Annotated in this window: 12 protein-coding genes and 1 tRNA gene; 3 read left to right on the top strand and 10 right to left on the bottom strand. The window is 72.0% G+C overall.

The window, feature by feature from the left end; all coding sequences use genetic code 11:
* Positions 1-132: 132 nt before the first annotated feature.
* The 3 genes from AB0N90_RS22935 to pgsA are packed head-to-tail and all read right to left on the bottom strand — an operon-like array spanning position 133 to position 2,914.
* Entirely contained in the window at positions 133-1,296 is a 1,164-nt protein-coding gene (locus AB0N90_RS22935) for a glycosyltransferase family 4 protein (RefSeq protein WP_361679995.1), read from the bottom strand.
* A complete protein-coding gene (locus AB0N90_RS22930) occupies positions 1,293-2,201 on the bottom strand; it encodes a phosphatidylinositol mannoside acyltransferase (protein ID WP_361679998.1) in 909 nt (302 codons plus the stop codon). Before AB0N90_RS22930 ends, AB0N90_RS22935 begins: the two co-directional genes overlap by 4 nt.
* Complete coding sequence (gene pgsA, locus AB0N90_RS22925; protein WP_361680001.1) at positions 2,198-2,914, bottom strand: phosphatidylinositol phosphate synthase; 717 nt, start codon at positions 2,912-2,914, stop codon at positions 2,198-2,200. Before pgsA ends, AB0N90_RS22930 begins: the two co-directional genes overlap by 4 nt.
* Before the next feature lie 342 nt (positions 2,915-3,256).
* Between pgsA and AB0N90_RS22920 the strand changes: the two genes are divergently transcribed.
* Complete coding sequence (locus AB0N90_RS22920; protein ID WP_365199356.1) at positions 3,257-5,455, top strand: elongation factor G-like protein EF-G2; 2,199 nt, start codon at positions 3,257-3,259, stop codon at positions 5,453-5,455.
* A gap of 189 nt (positions 5,456-5,644) precedes the next feature.
* Positions 5,645-7,291, top strand: a complete 1,647-nt coding sequence (locus AB0N90_RS22915) for a hypothetical protein (protein WP_365199353.1) — start codon at positions 5,645-5,647, stop codon at positions 7,289-7,291.
* 68 nt (positions 7,292-7,359) lie between these two features.
* Here the strand turns inward: AB0N90_RS22915 and AB0N90_RS22910 are convergent, their stop codons facing one another.
* The 4 genes from AB0N90_RS22910 to AB0N90_RS22895 all read right to left on the bottom strand — a co-directional run bounded on the left by AB0N90_RS22910 (position 7,360) and on the right by AB0N90_RS22895 (position 11,857).
* Positions 7,360-7,917 carry an HIT domain-containing protein gene (locus AB0N90_RS22910; RefSeq protein ID WP_365199350.1) on the bottom strand — a complete coding sequence of 186 codons (558 nt, stop codon included), beginning with the start codon at positions 7,915-7,917 and terminating at the stop codon, positions 7,360-7,362.
* A gap of 72 nt (positions 7,918-7,989) precedes the next feature.
* On the bottom strand, positions 7,990-9,966 hold the full coding sequence (gene thrS, locus AB0N90_RS22905) for a threonine--tRNA ligase (RefSeq protein ID WP_361680013.1): 1,977 nt from the start codon (positions 9,964-9,966) through the stop codon (positions 7,990-7,992).
* 113 nt (positions 9,967-10,079) lie between these two features.
* Positions 10,080-11,294 carry a hypothetical protein gene (locus AB0N90_RS22900; protein ID WP_365199347.1) on the bottom strand — a complete coding sequence of 405 codons (1,215 nt, stop codon included), beginning with the start codon at positions 11,292-11,294 and terminating at the stop codon, positions 10,080-10,082.
* The gene (locus tag AB0N90_RS22895) at positions 11,291-11,857 is read right to left on the bottom strand and encodes a DUF4365 domain-containing protein (RefSeq protein WP_037651085.1); all 567 of its coding nucleotides are present in this window, start codon (positions 11,855-11,857) and stop codon (positions 11,291-11,293) included. Before AB0N90_RS22895 ends, AB0N90_RS22900 begins: the two co-directional genes overlap by 4 nt.
* A gap of 168 nt (positions 11,858-12,025) precedes the next feature.
* Here AB0N90_RS22895 and AB0N90_RS22890 point away from each other — a divergent pair, with 168 nt between their 5' ends.
* A complete protein-coding gene (locus tag AB0N90_RS22890; protein ID WP_365199344.1) occupies positions 12,026-12,751 on the top strand; it encodes a 3'-5' exonuclease in 726 nt (241 codons plus the stop codon).
* A 113-nt stretch (positions 12,752-12,864) separates the two neighbouring features.
* Here the strand turns inward: AB0N90_RS22890 and AB0N90_RS22885 are convergent, their stop codons facing one another.
* From AB0N90_RS22885 to AB0N90_RS22875, 3 genes are all read right to left on the bottom strand, one after another.
* Positions 12,865-14,145: an MFS transporter gene (locus AB0N90_RS22885; protein WP_365199341.1), complete on the bottom strand. Its 1,281-nt coding sequence runs from the start codon at positions 14,143-14,145 to the stop codon at positions 12,865-12,867.
* Positions 14,146-14,293: 148 nt separating this feature from the next.
* Positions 14,294-14,365, bottom strand: a tRNA-Val gene (locus AB0N90_RS22880).
* A gap of 39 nt (positions 14,366-14,404) precedes the next feature.
* Positions 14,405-14,851, bottom strand: a complete 447-nt coding sequence (locus tag AB0N90_RS22875) for an SRPBCC family protein (protein ID WP_361680025.1) — start codon at positions 14,849-14,851, stop codon at positions 14,405-14,407.
* Positions 14,852-14,940 lie beyond the last annotated feature (89 nt).

Here is a 14,940-nt window from a genome sequence, read left to right as displayed (position 1 = left end):
TATCGGCACCTCTCGGGCCCGCCGGACGCGCGCCGGGAAGGCACCTGATTCACCCCCGCCCGAGGCTCTCACCCCCGCACGAGGTTTGGGTCCCGGACAAGCTCTCAGTGCACCCGCACCCGGCGTCGGGTCTCAGTCCCGCGCCAGCCCGAACCGCGCCCGCAGCCCCGTGGACCGCTCGTCCGCCGCGACCGCCGTCGTGCCGTCCGTGACCGTCTCGTAGACGGAGAGGATGTCCGCGCCGACCGTGGACCAGTCGAAGCGCCGCACATGGGCGCTGCCGTGGGCGCGCAGCGCGGCCCGGCGTTCCGGGTCGGCCAGCAGCCGTACGGCGGCGTCGGCGAGCGCGTCGGCGTCCTCATTGGCGAAGATCTCGCCCGCCCGGCCCTGGTCGAGGACCTGGACGAAGGCGTCGAGGTCGGAGGCGAGCACCGGGGCGCCCGCGGACATGGCCTCGACCAGGATGATGCCGAAGCTCTCGCCGCCGGTGTTGGGCGCCACGTACACGTCCACGCTGCGCAGCAGGCGGGCCTTGTCCTCGTCGCTGACCATGCCGAGGAACTCCACCCGGGAACGCAGCTGCGCGGGCAGGTGCTCGACGGCCGCCTCCTCGTCGCCGCGGCCCGCGACCAGCAGCCGCGCGGTGGGCCGGGCGGCCATGATCTTCGGCAGGGCCTTCATCAGCACGGGCAGGCCCTTGCGGGGCTCGTCGATCCGGCCGATGAAGCCGATCGTCTCCCCCTGCCACTCGGGTTTGGGCTCGGCCTTCGCGAAGAAGTCGACGTCGACGCCGTTCGGGATGACCACCGCGTCCCCGCCCAGATGCTCGACCAGGGTGCGCCGGGCGTACTCGCTGACCGCGATCCGGGCGCTGATCTTCTCCAGGGCGGCCTGGAGGATCGAGTACGCGGCGATCATCGCCCGCGAGCGCGGGTTGGAGGTGTGGAAGGTGGCCACGATCGGGCCCTGCGCCGCCCAGCAGGTGAGCAGGCCCAGCGAGGGCGAGGTCGGCTCGTGGATGTGCACCACGTCGAAGGCGCCGTCGTGCAGCCAGCGCCGTACCCGCGCGGCCGACAGGAAGCCGAAGTTCAGCCGGGCCACCGAGCCGTTGTACGGCACCGGGACCGCGCGGCCCGCCGAGACGACGTACGGCGGCAGCGGGGTGTCGTCGTCGGCCGGGGCCAGCACCGAGACCTCGTGGCCGAGGCGGATGAAGTACTCGGCGAGGTCGCGGATGTGGAACTGGACGCCACCGGGCACGTCCCAGGAGTACGGGCAGACGATCCCGATTCTCACGAGGGTCCCTTCGCGGGGTCGAGGTCGGCGAGCCACAGCCGCTGCAGCATGTGCCAGTCCTCCGGGTGCTCGGCGATCCCGGTGGCGAAGGCGTCGGCCAGGGCCTGTGTCATGACGGACGACTTCTCCGCCCGGGTGCCCGACTCGGGCACCTCGATCGGGGGGTGGACCTGGCCCCGCATGACGGGCGAGTCGTCGTACCAGAGGGTGACCGGCAGCAGCAGGGCGCCGGTGTGCTGGGCGAGCAGGGCGGGGCCCGCGGGCATCCGGGCCTTCTCGCCGAAGAAGTCGACCTCGACGCCGGAGGCGGACAGATCGCGGTCGGCGACCAGGCAGACCAGGCCGCCGTCGCGCAGCCTGCGGGCCAGGGTGCCGAAGGCGGAGCCGCCGCTGTGCGGCAGCACCTCCATGCCGAGGCCCTCGCGGTAGGCGACGAAGCGGTCGTAGAGCGTCTCGGGCTTGAGGCGTTCGGCGACCGTGGTGAACGGGGTGCGCAGCTCGGTGGTCACCCAGGCGCCGGCCAGGTCCCAGTTGGCCAGGTGCGGCAGGGCGAGGATCACGCCCTTGCCCGCGTCCAGGCCCTCGGTCAGGTGGTGTATGTCCTTGGCGGCGAAGCCCGTCCTGATCCGCTCGGGGCTCCAGGCGGGCAGCCGGAAGGACTCCATCCAGTAGCGCAGGTAGGAGCGCATGCCCTTGCGGGAGAGTTCCGCGAGCCGCTCGGGGCTCGCGCCGGGCACGACGCGCGCGTAGTTCGCCTCCAGGCGCAGCACGCCCTTGCCGCGCTTCTTCCAGGCGAGGTCCGCGACGGTCCGCCCCAGGCGGGCGGCGGCGGGCTCCGGGAGCTTCTTGACGGTGCTCCAGCCCGCGCCGTACAGCGCGTCGCTGAGCCGGTCCGAGACGCTCACTTCGCCGCCCCGCTCGCGTCCCGCGCGGCCGCCTCGGCCTCCGCGGACTCGCGGCGCACCGTGACGACCCGCTGGATCAGCGTGACCAGGCTGCCCGCGGCCACGATCCACAGGGCGACCGGCAGCAGCCACTGGATGCCGGGCACACCGAACTTGTGCAGACCCGCGAAACCGGCCGCGACCAGCGAGATCACCAGCCGCTCCGCACGCTCGACCAGACCGTTGACGGCGACCGGCAGCCCGATCGACTCGCCGCGCGCCTTGGTGTACGACACCACCTGGCCGCTGGCCAGGCAGAAGATCGAGACCGCGCACATCATGTTGTCGTCGCCCTGCCCCGCGTACCAGAGCGCGAAGCCGCCGAAGATCGCGCCGTCGGCGACCCGGTCCAGGGTGGAGTCCAGGAAGGCGCCCCAGCGGCTGGAACGGCCCAGCTGGCGGGCCATGTTGCCGTCGACCAGGTCGGAGAAGACGAACAGGGTGATCACGACCGTGCCCCAGAAGAACTCGCCCCGGGGGTAGAAGACCAGCGCGCCCGCCACCACGCCCGCCGTGCCGAGCAGCGTGACCGTGTCGGGGCTCACCCCCCGCCGGATGAGAAACGCGGCGAACGGTGTGAGGACACGCGTGAAAAATGCACGCGCGTACTTGTTCAGCATGGCCTTCCCGACGGTCGGTGTCGCCGCGGCCCTGATGGCCGCCGGCTGGCCCATCGTAGCCACGCGCGCGTACGCGTGGCGGGCGGGCACCCGCGGGCCGTGCGCCGAGGTGGTGCGCCGGGCTCGCACGAGAACGTCCGGAAGCGGCCCGTACGATCCCGCCCGGTGCGGCGGCGGAGGGATTCCGCGGGCCCCTCGCGGGGCGCGGCGGGGGCAGCCGTACGACCCCGTGCCGGGCGCCGGCGGCGGGATCGGGACCGTCGCGGGGTCCGTCGTATGGACGCGACGTGACGGGAGTGGAAAGCTCGAATAACCGCGGGCGTCGCCGAAGCCGCCGCAGCACGCGGTTCGCGTGTCCGCGCCCCGATGACCTCACCGTGCACGGGAGGCAGGATCATGGGCGACAAGAACCAGACACACCCCGGGGCCGCCGGCAGGGCTCTGACGGCCGACCAGCCCGCGTCCATACGGAATGTGGTGTTGGTCGGCCACTCCGGATCGGGCAAGACGACCCTGGTGGAGGCCCTCGCGCTGACCGCCGGGGCGGTGAACCGGGCGGGCCGCGTGGAGGACGGCGGCTCCGTCTCCGACTACGACGAGATCGAGCACCGCCAGCAGCGCTCCGTCCAGCTGTCCCTGGTGCCGGTCAGCTGGGACGGCATCAAGATCAACGTCCTGGACACCCCCGGATACGCCGACTTCGTCGGAGAACTGCGGGCCGGTCTGCGTGCCGCGGACGCGGCCCTCTTCGTGGTCTCAGCCTCGGACGGCGTGGACGGCTCCACCCGCATGGTCTGGGAGGAGTGCGCGGCCGTCGGGATGCCCCGGGCGATCGTGATCACCCACCTGGAGGCGGCCCGCGCCGACTTCGAGGAGACCACCCGGATCTGCGCGGAGGCCTTCGGCGACGACGACCCGGACGCCGTACTGCCCCTCTACCTGCCGCTGCGCGGCGCCGAGGGCCCCGACGGACACGCGCCCGTCACCGGCCTGGTGGGGCTGCTCACCCGCAAGCTGTTCGACTACTCGACCGGCGAGCGCAAGGAGTCCGAACCCGGCGCGGACCAGCTGCCGGACCTGGACGAGGCCCGCGACCGGCTCATCGAGGGGATCATCGCCGAGAGCGAGGACGAGACCCTCATGGACCGCTACCTCGGCGGCGAGCAGGTCGAGATCAAGACCCTGATCCAGGACCTGGAGCGGGCCGTGGCCCGCGGCAGCTTCTTCCCGGTGCTCGCGGCCGCCCCCGCGGCCGACGGCGGCCGCCAGGGCCTGGGCACCGTGGAACTGCTCGACCTGATCACGGGCGGCTTCCCGACCCCGTTCGAACACCCGGTGCCCGGCATGACCACCCCCGACGGAAAGGCCCGCGAGCTCACACCGTGCGACACCGAAGGACCGCTGGCCGCCGAGGTCGTCAAGACCGCCTCCGACCCCTACGTCGGCCGCATCTCCCTGGTCCGTGTCTTCTCCGGCACGCTGCGCCCCGACCAGACGGTGCACGTCTCCGGACACGGCCTGACCGACCGGGGCCACGAGGACCATGACGTCGACGAGAAGATCGGCGCCCTGTCCATGCCCTTCGGCAAGCAGCAGCGGCCCGTCACCCAGGCCGTCGCCGGGGACCTGGTGAGCGTGGCCAAGCTCGCCCGCGCCGAGACCGGGGACACGCTCTCCGCCAAGGACGACCCGCTGCTGATGGAGCCCTGGCAGATGCCGGACCCGCTGCTCCCGGTCGCCATCCAGGCGCACAGCAAGGCCGACGAGGACAAACTCTCGCAAGGACTGTCCCGGCTGGTCGCCGAGGACCCGACGATGCGCCTGGAACAGAACCAGGACACCCACCAGGTGGTGCTGTGGTGCCTGGGCGAGGCGCACGCGGACGTCGCACTGGAACGGCTGCGCAGCCGCTACGGCGTCCAGGTGGACGTCGTACCGCACAAGGTCCCCCTACGGGAGACGTTCGCGAACAGGGCGACCGGGCGCGGCCGGCATGTCAAGCAGTCCGGTGGGCACGGCCAGTACGCCATCTGCGAGATCGAGGTCGAACCGCTGCCCGGCGGCTCCGGCATCGAGTTCGTGGACAAGGTGGTCGGCGGCGCGGTGCCGCGCCAGTTCGTCCCGTCCGTGGAGAAGGGGATCCGCGCCCAGGCCGCCAAGGGCGTCGCGGCCGGACATCCGCTCGTGGACGTACGGGTCACCCTGCTCGACGGCAAGGCGCACTCGGTGGACTCCTCCGACGCCGCCTTCCAGACCGCGGGCGCGCTCGCCCTGCGCGAGGCCGCCGCCGACGCGAGGATCCACCTGCTGGAGCCGGTCGCCGAGGTGGGCGTCCTCGTCCCCGACGACTACGTGGGCGCCGTGATGAGCGACCTCTCGGGCCGCCGCGGCCGGCTGCTCGGCACCGAACAGGTGGGCTCCGGACGCACCTTGATCCGGGCCGAGGTCCCCGAGTTCGAGATCGGCCGCTACGCCGTCGACCTGCGCTCGCTCTCCCACGGCACGGCCCGCTTCGACCGGGCGTACGCACGGCACGAGCCGATGCCGGCGCAGATCGCCGAACGCATCCGCGAACAGGGCGGGGAGGACGGGTAGTTCCCGGACACCGGGGCGGACGGCTTCGGCCGTCCGCCCTCCGCTTGTCGGTGCCGGCCGATACGCTGATCACCTGGGCACGTCCCGCGCCGGCCGTCCGGTTCCGGTACGACGACGGGCTCAACAGGTGTGCGGGGCAGGGAAGTCGGGAAGGCCGCAGAAGCGACACCGGCGGCGATGGGGGCGGGAATGTCGTTTGGAACGGAGTGGGACGGGCCCCAGGTGCCCGTCTCCGGCGACGGCCAGCAGGCGGCGACGGCCGCCCTGGCCTCCGCGGCCTACCGGGACGGCCCGGTCGACAAGATCAAGGACGCGGACAACGAGTGGCATCAGTCCACCGTCAAGGGCGGCAGGATCGCCCTGTTCAGGCCCAACCTCGGCGAGGCGTTCTCACGCGCCGTCGTGGACCGCATGCTCGGCGCCGGCCGCAAGCCGCTCATCCAGTCCTTCGGCTCCGAACCCCAGTTCGTGGTCGAGCACTGTCTGGCGGCCAACAACATCCGCCGGGAGCGCGACAACCGGCTGACGCTCGTGACGGTCCTGTGCGGTGTGCTCTTCCTGCCGGGCCTGATCGGCTGGCTGCTCGTCTTCCAGCTGCGCGCCTTCGTCGCCAAGCGGGACGACAAGCGGGCCGGCACCCTGGCCACCACGCTGCTCCTCGGCGTGGGCCTGCTGGCGGCGCTGTTCCTGTGGAAGATGCCGTTCGGCGGCTTCTGGGGGTGGTACGCGCGGGCGGCCGTGGTGCTCCCCGTCGTCGGCTGGTACCTGGCCAAGCGGATCTGCGAGCGCACCGCCCAGGACCTGCGCTCCCGCTGGGACGGCCTGCTCTCCGGCAGCAGCGTCGGCATCAAGGTGCCCGAGGCGGTGCCGCGCGGCCCGGACCAGACCGCGGCCGACGCGCTGCGCGAGTCCCTGGCCCGGCTCACCGCCGAGCAGCAGTCCAACTCGGTCTTCTACGCGGGCCCCAAGGGCATACTCGGCATGGGCACCCGCTGGGGCTCCTGGCAGCTCGCCGAGGAGCTGGTGTCCGACGCCCCCGGCCGGGAGATCCACCCGTTCCGCAGCTGGGACGTCATCCGCGCGATCCATGACCAGCTGGCCCTGCTGGAGCGCGGCCCGCTGAACACCGGGGGCTTCCCCAAGCCGTCGGTCAAGCACTGGATCGTCACCCCGATCCCGGAGGGCGCGGGCGCGGTGTCCCGGCCCGAGGGCGCCGACGTGGAGGCCTTCCAGGTCAAGCCGCACGCCATACAGGACATCTGCAACAAGCAGCAGTTCGGCAAGGGCGACCGGCACTACCTGGGCGTGCAGTGGACGCTGTGGGACGGCCAGCTGGTGATCACCATGATGATCACGGTCACCGTGCTGCACGAAACGCTGCGCATCGAGGTCACCGGCCATGCGCTCGGCCCGGTCAACGGCCTGTTCTGGGGCAAGCCGGAGGGCCGGACCAAGGAGGTCACCAAGACCTTCAAGTTCTGGGAGACCCGCAAGATCAACCTGCCGCTGATGACCACGGACGAGGTGGTACGGCTCGCCGTGCGCGCCCCGCTGGCCTGGTACCCGCCGCTGCTCAACTGGCTCGGCGGCTCGCTGGGCCTGCCCGAGCCGTTCGGTCTGCGGCACGCCTGGGCCGACCAGCCGTGGAAGCACCGCTTCATGGCCGACGACGCGCTGCGCGCGGCCACCCCGGTGCTGCGGGTCGTGCACTCGGCCGCGATCAAGGTCCTCAAGGACCACGGCGTCGAGACGGAGAAGTTCGGCAACCGCTCCTCGGTGCTCAGCGGAATGATCCAGGACCCCTCGCCGCGCAAGGCTGACCTGTACGACGCGTAGCGCGTCCAAAACACGGAAGAGGGCGCCTCCCCGAGCGGGGGGCGCCCTCTTCCGTACGACGTACCTGTCTACGCGGGCCAGGCGTCCGCCAGCATCTTGCGGGTGTCGGCGAGAAGCTGCGGGAGGACCTTGGTGTGGCCGACGACCGGCATGAAGTTGGTGTCGCCGCCCCAGCGGGGCACCACATGCTGGTGCAGATGGGCGGCGATGCCGGCGCCCGCCACCGCGCCCTGGTTCATGCCGATGTTGAAGCCGTGCGCCCCGGACGCGGTGCGCAGGGCGGTCATCGCCTGCTTGGTCAGCTCCGCCAGCTCGGCGGTCTCCGGCCCGGTGAGCTCCGTGTAGTCGGCCACATGCCGGTAGGGCACGGTCATCAGATGGCCGCCGTTGTACGGATACAGGTTGAGGACGGCGTAGACATGCTCGCCGCGGCGGATGATCAGCCCGTCCTCGTCCGATTTGGCCGGGATCGAGCAGAAGGGACAGCCGTCTCCGGCCTCCGGGCCGCTCGGCTTGTTCTCGCCCTGGATGTAGGCCATCCGATGAGGCGTCCACAGGCGCTGGAACGCGTCCTGCGTCCCCACGCCGATCTGCTGCTCCGGCTCACTCGTCATGCTGTGCAGCATATGGCGTAAGGCCCCCGTACAGGCCAGGGCCCCCGGGGACCGAAGTCCGCCGGGGGCCCTTCTCGGCCAGGGTCAGACCTGGGCCCGCTCCGCCACGATCTTGGCGATCTTGGCGATGGCCTCGTCGACCGGGATGCCGTTCTCCTGGGAGCCGTCGCGGTAACGGAAGGACACCGAGCCGTTCGACATGTCCTCGTCGCCCGCGATGACCATGAAGGGCACCTTCTGCTTCTGCGCGTTGCGGATCTTCTTCTGCATACGGTCCGAGGAGGAGTCCACCTCGACGCGCAGGCCCTGCTTGCGGGCCGCCGCGGCGAACTTCTCCAGGTACTCGACATGACCGTCGCCGATCGGGATGCCGAGCGCCTGCACCGGGGCCAGCCACGCCGGGAACGCGCCCGCGTAGTGCTCCAGGAGCACCGCGAAGAACCGCTCGATGGAGCCGAACAGCGCGCGGTGGATCATGACCGGGCGCTGCTTGGTGCCGTCGGAGCCGGTGAACTCCAGGTTGAACCGCTCGGGCAGGTTGAAGTCGAGCTGGATGGTCGACATCTGCCAGGTGCGGCCGATGGCGTCCTTGGCCTGGACGGAGATCTTCGGGCCGTAGAACGCGGCGCCGCCCGGGTCCGGGACCAGCGGCAGGCCCTGCTTCTCGGCGACCTGGCGCAGGGTCTCGGTCGCCTCCTCCCAGGCCTCGTCGGAGCCGACGAACTTCTCCGGGTCCTTGGTGGACAGCTCCAGGTAGAAGTCGGTCAGACCGTAGTCCCGCAGCAGTCCGAGGACGAAGGTGAGCGTCTTGTCCAGTTCCTCGGACATCTGCTCACGGGTGCAGTAGATGTGCGCGTCGTCCTGCGTGAAGCCGCGGGCGCGGGTGAGGCCGTGCACGACGCCCGACTTCTCGTACCGGTACACGGTCCCGAACTCGAAGAGGCGCAGCGGCAGTTCGCGGTAGGAGCGGCCGCGCGCGTCGAAGATCAGGTTGTGCATCGGGCAGTTCATGGGCTTGAGGTAGTAGTCCACGCCCTCGTCGAGCTGCATGGGCGGGTACATGCCGTCGGCGTACCAGTCCAGGTGGCCCGAGGTCTCGAAGAGCTTCCCCTTCGTCGCGTGCGGGGTGTAGACGAACTCGTAGCCCTCCTCCTCGTGGCGGCGCCGCGAGTAGTCCTCCATGGTGCGGCGGATGATGCCGCCCTTGGGGTGGAAGACGGCGAGGCCGGAGCCGATCTGCTCGGGGACGGAGAAGAGGTCCAGCTCGGCACCGAGCTTGCGGTGGTCGCGCTTCTCGGCCTCGGCGAGGAACTCCAGGTACGCCTTCAGCTCGTCCTTGGACGGCCAGGCGGTGCCGTAGATGCGCTGGAGCATCGGGTTCTTCTCGCTGCCGCGCCAGTAGGCGGCCGCGTTGCGCATCAGCTTGAACGCCGGGATGAGGCGGGTGGAGGGCAGGTGGGGACCGCGGCAGAGGTCCTTCCAGCACAGCTCGCCGGTCTTGGCGTCCAGGTTGTCGTAGATCGTCAGCTCGCCGGCGCCGACCTCGACGTCCGCGCCGTCGTCGTGCGACGCGGCGCCCTTGAGGCCGATCAGCTCCAGCTTGTACGGCTCGTCGGCCAGCTCCTCGCGGGCGGCCTCGTCGGTGACGACGCGACGGGCGAACTTCTGCCCGCGCTTCTGGATCTCCTGCATCTTCTTCTCGATGGCCTTGAGATCCTCGGGCGTGAACGGCTTCTCGACGTCGAAGTCGTAGTAGAAGCCGTCCTTGACCGGCGGGCCGATGCCCAGCTTGGCCTCGGGGAACAGCTCCTGCACGGCCTGTGCCATGACGTGCGCGGTGGAGTGGCGCAGGATGTTCAGGCCGTCCTCGGAGGCGATCTCGACGGCCTCGACCTCGTCGCCGTCGGACAGTTCGTACGCGAGGTCCTTCAGCTCGCCGGCCACGCGCGCGGCGATGATCGAGCGCTCGCCCGCGAAGAGGTCGGCGGCCGTAGTGCCCGTCGTCACCACGCGTTCTTCCCGCTCGGAATCGCGTTGGATGATCACACGGACGTCTGACACCGGTCTCTCCTGACTGAAGGTGGGTGCGGCGCCATACCAGGAGCGCGCGCACAGGCGATCGTACCGACCCGAGGGCGCCGACCGCGAAACGGTTACGGTCGGTCCCCGGCCCCTCACGCCTCCCCGCAGGCCTCCTCGAAGAAGTCCAGGTTCTCCTGGAGGGATTTCATCAGCCGGTCCCGCTCCGCCTCGTCCACCTGTACCGGTACGACCCCGGAGGCGCCGGTGAGCCTGCGGAAGCCGCCGCGCCGCTCCAGCCGGCCGTGCACCCGCACCGGGAGGCCGACGAGATGGGCGTGGCCCGCGATCCGGTAGTCCTCCTCGTCCAGGGTGACGCGGACGTGCGGCACCTCGGCGCCCGCGAGGACGCGCAGCCGTACGGTGCCCTCGCCGCACGGGCCCGAGCGGCGCAGGCGCACCACCGCGCCGGTGATCCGCACCGGCTCGGAGGGTTCCTCGTGCAGATAGCGGGCCGCGGCCTCGCGCAGCACGGGCAGGTCGCCGGGGGAGAACTCGACGGGTTCGGCGCCCGGGGCGCAGCCCTCGGGGACACCGGCGGCGGGTGCCCAGGCGACGGCGACCCCGGCGCCCTCGGTGCCCCGCACCAGCGCGCCGATCGCCTCGGTCAGCTCGCGGCTGACGCCGGCCTCGACGGCGCCGTCGAAGGCGTCCATGCCGCCGGTGGCGCGCCGGTAGTCGATGGCCTCGCGGGCGGCGTACAGCGCCTGGTGGAGGCGGACGGCGAGGGGGCGGGCGACGGCCACGGGTGCGAAGGCGGTCAGTCGGCCGTCCTCGGCGGCGGGGCCGACGAGGACGTCGTCGAGGAGGGCGGTGGCGGCGCGCCGGTGGCGGGCTCCGTGGTAGCCGGCCCTGGCGCGGGTGGCGAGGGCCGCGGCGAGCAGCAACTGGCGTCCGGCGTCGCGTAGTTGCTCCTCGTGGCCCCAGGAGGCGGCGCCGGCCGGGCCGCTCGGGGCATCGCGCCACCAGCGGATCTCGTCGCTGGGTACGGCGAGGCCGATCAGCACCTCGCGGGCGGCGGGGGTGTCGCTGCGGGCGAGGGCGTCCAGGGCCTCGGCGAGCAGGTCGTCGCTGTCGGGGTAGGCGCGGCCCTCGGGGACCAGCAGGCTGGTGCCGGCGCCGCCCGGTCCTGGCGGGGTCCAGCGGCCGTAGCGTCCGGCGGCCCCGCCGCGGCGCTGCCAGCCGTGCCGGCGCAGCAGGACGGCGAGGACGGCGGGGTCGACGTCGGCGGGGTTCGGGGGGCGGTGCCAGGGGAGGGCGCCCGGGTGCGGCCGCGGCGGCACCTGCTCCTCGTCGGGACGGATCCTCATGGTCTGCCTCCCGTCCCGACGCGGGTCATGATCTCGCACAGCGCCCGGTCGTCGAAGATGCGTGTGGTCGGTATCCGCACGGTGGTCCGGGTCCGGCCGGTGAGCGGGTGGCCGGCCAGGTTGACCCAGTAGCAGCAGTGCCTCAGGTCGAGCCGGTCGTGGCCGGCGCGCAGCCAGTCGTCCTGGGCACGCGGGACCAGCATCACGACGAGGATCTTGTGCACCGAGACGGGTGTGCGGGCGAGCTTGCGCAGATGGTCGTTGTCGAGGGTGAAGGAGAAGGTGCGGCCCGGGGGGTGGGGCGGTATCTGGTACGTGGCCTTGAGCTGGACCTTGATGGTGACCTCGTCGTCGACGGTGTGGCCGGGCGCGCTGTGGCTGACGTGCCAGTCGATGCCGTTGTCCGGGAAGGGCTGGGACAGCGAGCAGCCGGCCGCGGCGGCGACCGCGTGCAGATAGCCGACCTGGAGCGTCTCCATGCAGGCGGTGGTGGCGAGCGAGCCGCGGACGGTGCCCGTGCGCTCGGGCAGCAGCCCACCGCGCTCGGGCTGCAGAGTGGCCATGACCAACAGCCTTCCGAGCCAAGAGTTTCTCCGCTGCGGGCTGCTGAACTGCAAAGACCCGTACTCCTGTTGTCTCCTTCCGGCGTACGGCGCAAACGGCCCGGGTATCACCAAACGGGCAGAAGACGGGACGTCATCTGCCGTGGGTGAACGAGGAGTTGGGTTGGGATGACGTACTGGTACGAAGGGCCGTTGGCCGCCTTCGACACGGAGACCACAGGTGTGGACGTCGAGACCGACCGGATCGTGTCGGCCGCCGTCGTCGTCCAGGACGCGCCGGAGACCCTGCCCCGCGTCTCGCGCTGGCTGGTGAACCCGGGGGTTCCGGTGCCGGCGGGGGCGACGGCGGTGCACGGGCTGACGGAGGAGCACCTGCAGCGCAACGGGCGCTGGCCGGCGCCGGTGATGTTCGAGATAGCCGAGCAGCTGGCGGAGCACGCGGCGCGGGGGCGCCCGCTGGTGGTGATGAACGCGCCGTTCGATCTGACGCTGCTGGACCGGGAGTTGCGCCGGCACCGGGCGTCGTCGCTGGAGCGGTGGTTCCCTTCGGTGCCGCTGCGGGTGCTGGATCCGCGGGTGCTGGACAAGCATCTGGACCGCTACCGCAAGGGGCGCCGCACGCTGACGGATCTGTGCGCGCATTACGGCGTGGAGCTGGAGGGGGCGCATGACGCGGCGGCGGACGCGCTGGCCGCGCTGGAGGTGGTGCGCGCGCTGGGCCGCCGCTTCGCCACCCGCCTCGAACGCCTCTCCCCCGCCGAGCTGCACACCCTCCAGGCCAACTGGCATGCCGCCCAGGCCCGCGGCCTCCAGTCCTGGTTCGCGCGCAACGGCTCGGAGGAGACGGTCCACACGGAGTGGCCGCTGCGGCCGGAGATGCCGGCGGCGGCGTAGCGCCTCCGGTGCTTCGACGCGTGGGCCGGAGGGCCCCGTCGGCACCGGTGTGCGTGGAGTGATCACCGCGGGGGCCGTGTCGCGTCCGGTGCGCGAGGCCCCCGGACGAGGGGTCAGACCGTGTCCGTCGCCTTGTCCGACGCGGCCTCGCGGAGGGAACGGGGGCCGTCGCCCGTGGTGTCGGCGGGCTGTTCGAGGCGCAGGTTGCGCACGCCGGGTGCCAGTGCGGCACCGACGCAGACGGTGGCGACCAGGACGGCCGTGAGCGCGAAGGGCAGTCTTGCGCCCCAGGCGTGCAGGGCGATCGGGGCGAGGATGACGCCGAGGGGCTGTGCGGCGAGCGAGGCCAGCCAGTCGTAGGAGCTGACGCGGGCGAGCACGCGCTGCGGGACGGCCGTCTGCACCGCGGTCTGCCAGGTGGGGTTCAGGAAGCCGAGGCCGGCCATGGCGACGCCGTACCCGGCCACGAGCACGGGTACCGGGGCCCCGATCGCGAAGCAGGTCAGGGGCACGGCGTAGCTCGCCAGGACCAGGTTGCCGGCGAGGATCGGGCGCCGCGGGCGGGCCCGTCCGGCCAGCAGCGAGCCGGCCAGCAGGCCGATGCCGCCGGCCTGTGTCACGGCGATCCAGGTGCCCTGTCCGCCGAGCCGGGTGACCGCGACGAGCGGGCCGAGGGTGAGCAGGACGTTGGCGGCGAAGTTCCAGGTGGCGTGCGCGATCAGGCTGATCCGGTACCAGTCACGGGCCCGCACCTCGGCCCAGCCCTCGACCAGGCCGACGAGGATCGCGCGGTGGGCGCCGGGCGGTGTCCCCTCCCGGTTCAGGCGGACGAGGAGCATCATGGTCGCGCTGACGGCGAAGGCGGCGGAGTCGAGGACGAAGACCCAGCCGATGCCGACCGCCCAGATCAGCCCGCCGGCCAGGGCGGGTCCTGCCAGCTGGGAGATGCTCTTGGCCACGCCCATCAGCGAGTTGGCCTTTTGCCGCTCCGGTCCGGGGCCGGGCACGGCCCGGGTGACGAGCGGCGCGAGGTTGGGGAGGCTGACGGCCGAGGCCACCCCCGCCACGGCCTGGGCGGCGGCGATCAGCGGGATCGAGGGGTGGCCGCCGATCAGTTGGAAGGCGACGAGGGCCTGGGTGGCGACCCGGGTGAGGTCGGCGCCGAAGGCCACCCGGCGGGTGTTGTAGCGGTCGGCCACGACGCCTGCCACGGGCAGCGTGAGCAGCCGGGCGCCCAGGGCGCAGCCGAGCACCACGGCCAGATCGGTCGCCGAGCCGGTCACCCCGATCACGGCGAGGCTCAGGGCGGTGGGCACCAGGGCGTCGCTGAGCGTGGACATGGTGCGGCTGACGAAGAGCAGCCGGAAGTCACGGAGCCGGAGCGGATGAGTCACTTGGGCATCCTGCCGTTCCCCGGCCCCGCGGTCGAAGGGGTGATCCCGCCGGTGCATCACCGGTGTACGGCCGCTCAGTTGCCCGGGGCCGCCCCTCCCCCGGCAGCAAAAAGAGCCGGTCCGCTGCTGCGGACCGGCTCTTTCCCGGTGGGCGATACTGGGTTCGAACCAGTGACCTCTTCGGTGTGAACGAAGCGCTCTCCCACTGAGCTAATCGCCCGGGAACGCACTGAACAATACAGGTCCCGACGCCGATCCTTCAAACCGCTCGCAGCCGGCGCAGCAGTCCGCGCCGTCCGGAGCGCATCATCAGGCGGTGGTTGGCGCGGAACACCGCGCGGCCGGGCAGGGCCAGACGCCGGAGCAGGGGCTTGCGGACGTCGACCTCCTGCTCGTAGACGGCGAGCGTCCCGGCACCCGCGGCGGTGACCGTCCAGCGCGCCCAGCCCTCGATGTCGCCGCTCATGGCGATCTCCAGAATCCCGGCGGCCGGATCGCGGCGGCGCTCGTGCGCGGTGAAGGTCATGGCGTACGGCAGCACCGAGCGGATGGTGAGGATGCCGGTGGCGTCGTCGAGCCGGGTCACCGAGCGCACCTGGGGCCACCAGTGGGGGTAGTCCTCGGGCCGTTCCAGCACGGCGAAGACGGCGGCCGGTGCCACCGGCAGGCGCCATGGGCTGCGGAAGCGGTAGTGGTTCCAGTCCATGCGCCGAGTCTGCCCGCACCGGGGCGGCCGACCGCGCCGGACACCGAGGAGACCTCAGATTGCTTACGGTTCACCGGCGTTGGCACAAC

The sequence above is a fragment of the Streptomyces sp. NPDC093018 genome (genome assembly GCF_040684035.1).
Taxonomy (GTDB): domain Bacteria; phylum Actinomycetota; class Actinomycetes; order Streptomycetales; family Streptomycetaceae; genus Streptomyces; species Streptomyces murinus.
Note: the sequence above shows the minus strand (reverse complement) of the source record. Positions and strands in the feature narration are given on the sequence as shown.

What these genes read in the sequence shown, in the direction of transcription:
- pgsA (WP_361680001.1), bottom strand. Translation starts at nt 2,914, where the DNA reads ATGGGCCAGCCGGCGGCCATCAGGGCCGCGGCGACACCGACCGTCGGG.
- AB0N90_RS22920 (WP_365199356.1), top strand. Translation starts at nt 3,257, where the DNA reads ATGGGCGACAAGAACCAGACACACCCCGGGGCCGCCGGCAGGGCTCTG.
- AB0N90_RS22915 (WP_365199353.1), top strand. Translation starts at nt 5,645, where the DNA reads ATGTCGTTTGGAACGGAGTGGGACGGGCCCCAGGTGCCCGTCTCCGGC.
- AB0N90_RS22910 (WP_365199350.1), bottom strand. Translation starts at nt 7,917, where the DNA reads ATGCTGCACAGCATGACGAGTGAGCCGGAGCAGCAGATCGGCGTGGGG.
- AB0N90_RS22900 (WP_365199347.1), bottom strand. Translation starts at nt 11,294, where the DNA reads ATGAGGATCCGTCCCGACGAGGAGCAGGTGCCGCCGCGGCCGCACCCG.
- AB0N90_RS22895 (WP_037651085.1), bottom strand. Translation starts at nt 11,857, where the DNA reads ATGGCCACTCTGCAGCCCGAGCGCGGTGGGCTGCTGCCCGAGCGCACG.
- AB0N90_RS22890 (WP_365199344.1), top strand. Translation starts at nt 12,026, where the DNA reads ATGACGTACTGGTACGAAGGGCCGTTGGCCGCCTTCGACACGGAGACC.
- AB0N90_RS22875 (WP_361680025.1), bottom strand. Translation starts at nt 14,851, where the DNA reads ATGGACTGGAACCACTACCGCTTCCGCAGCCCATGGCGCCTGCCGGTG.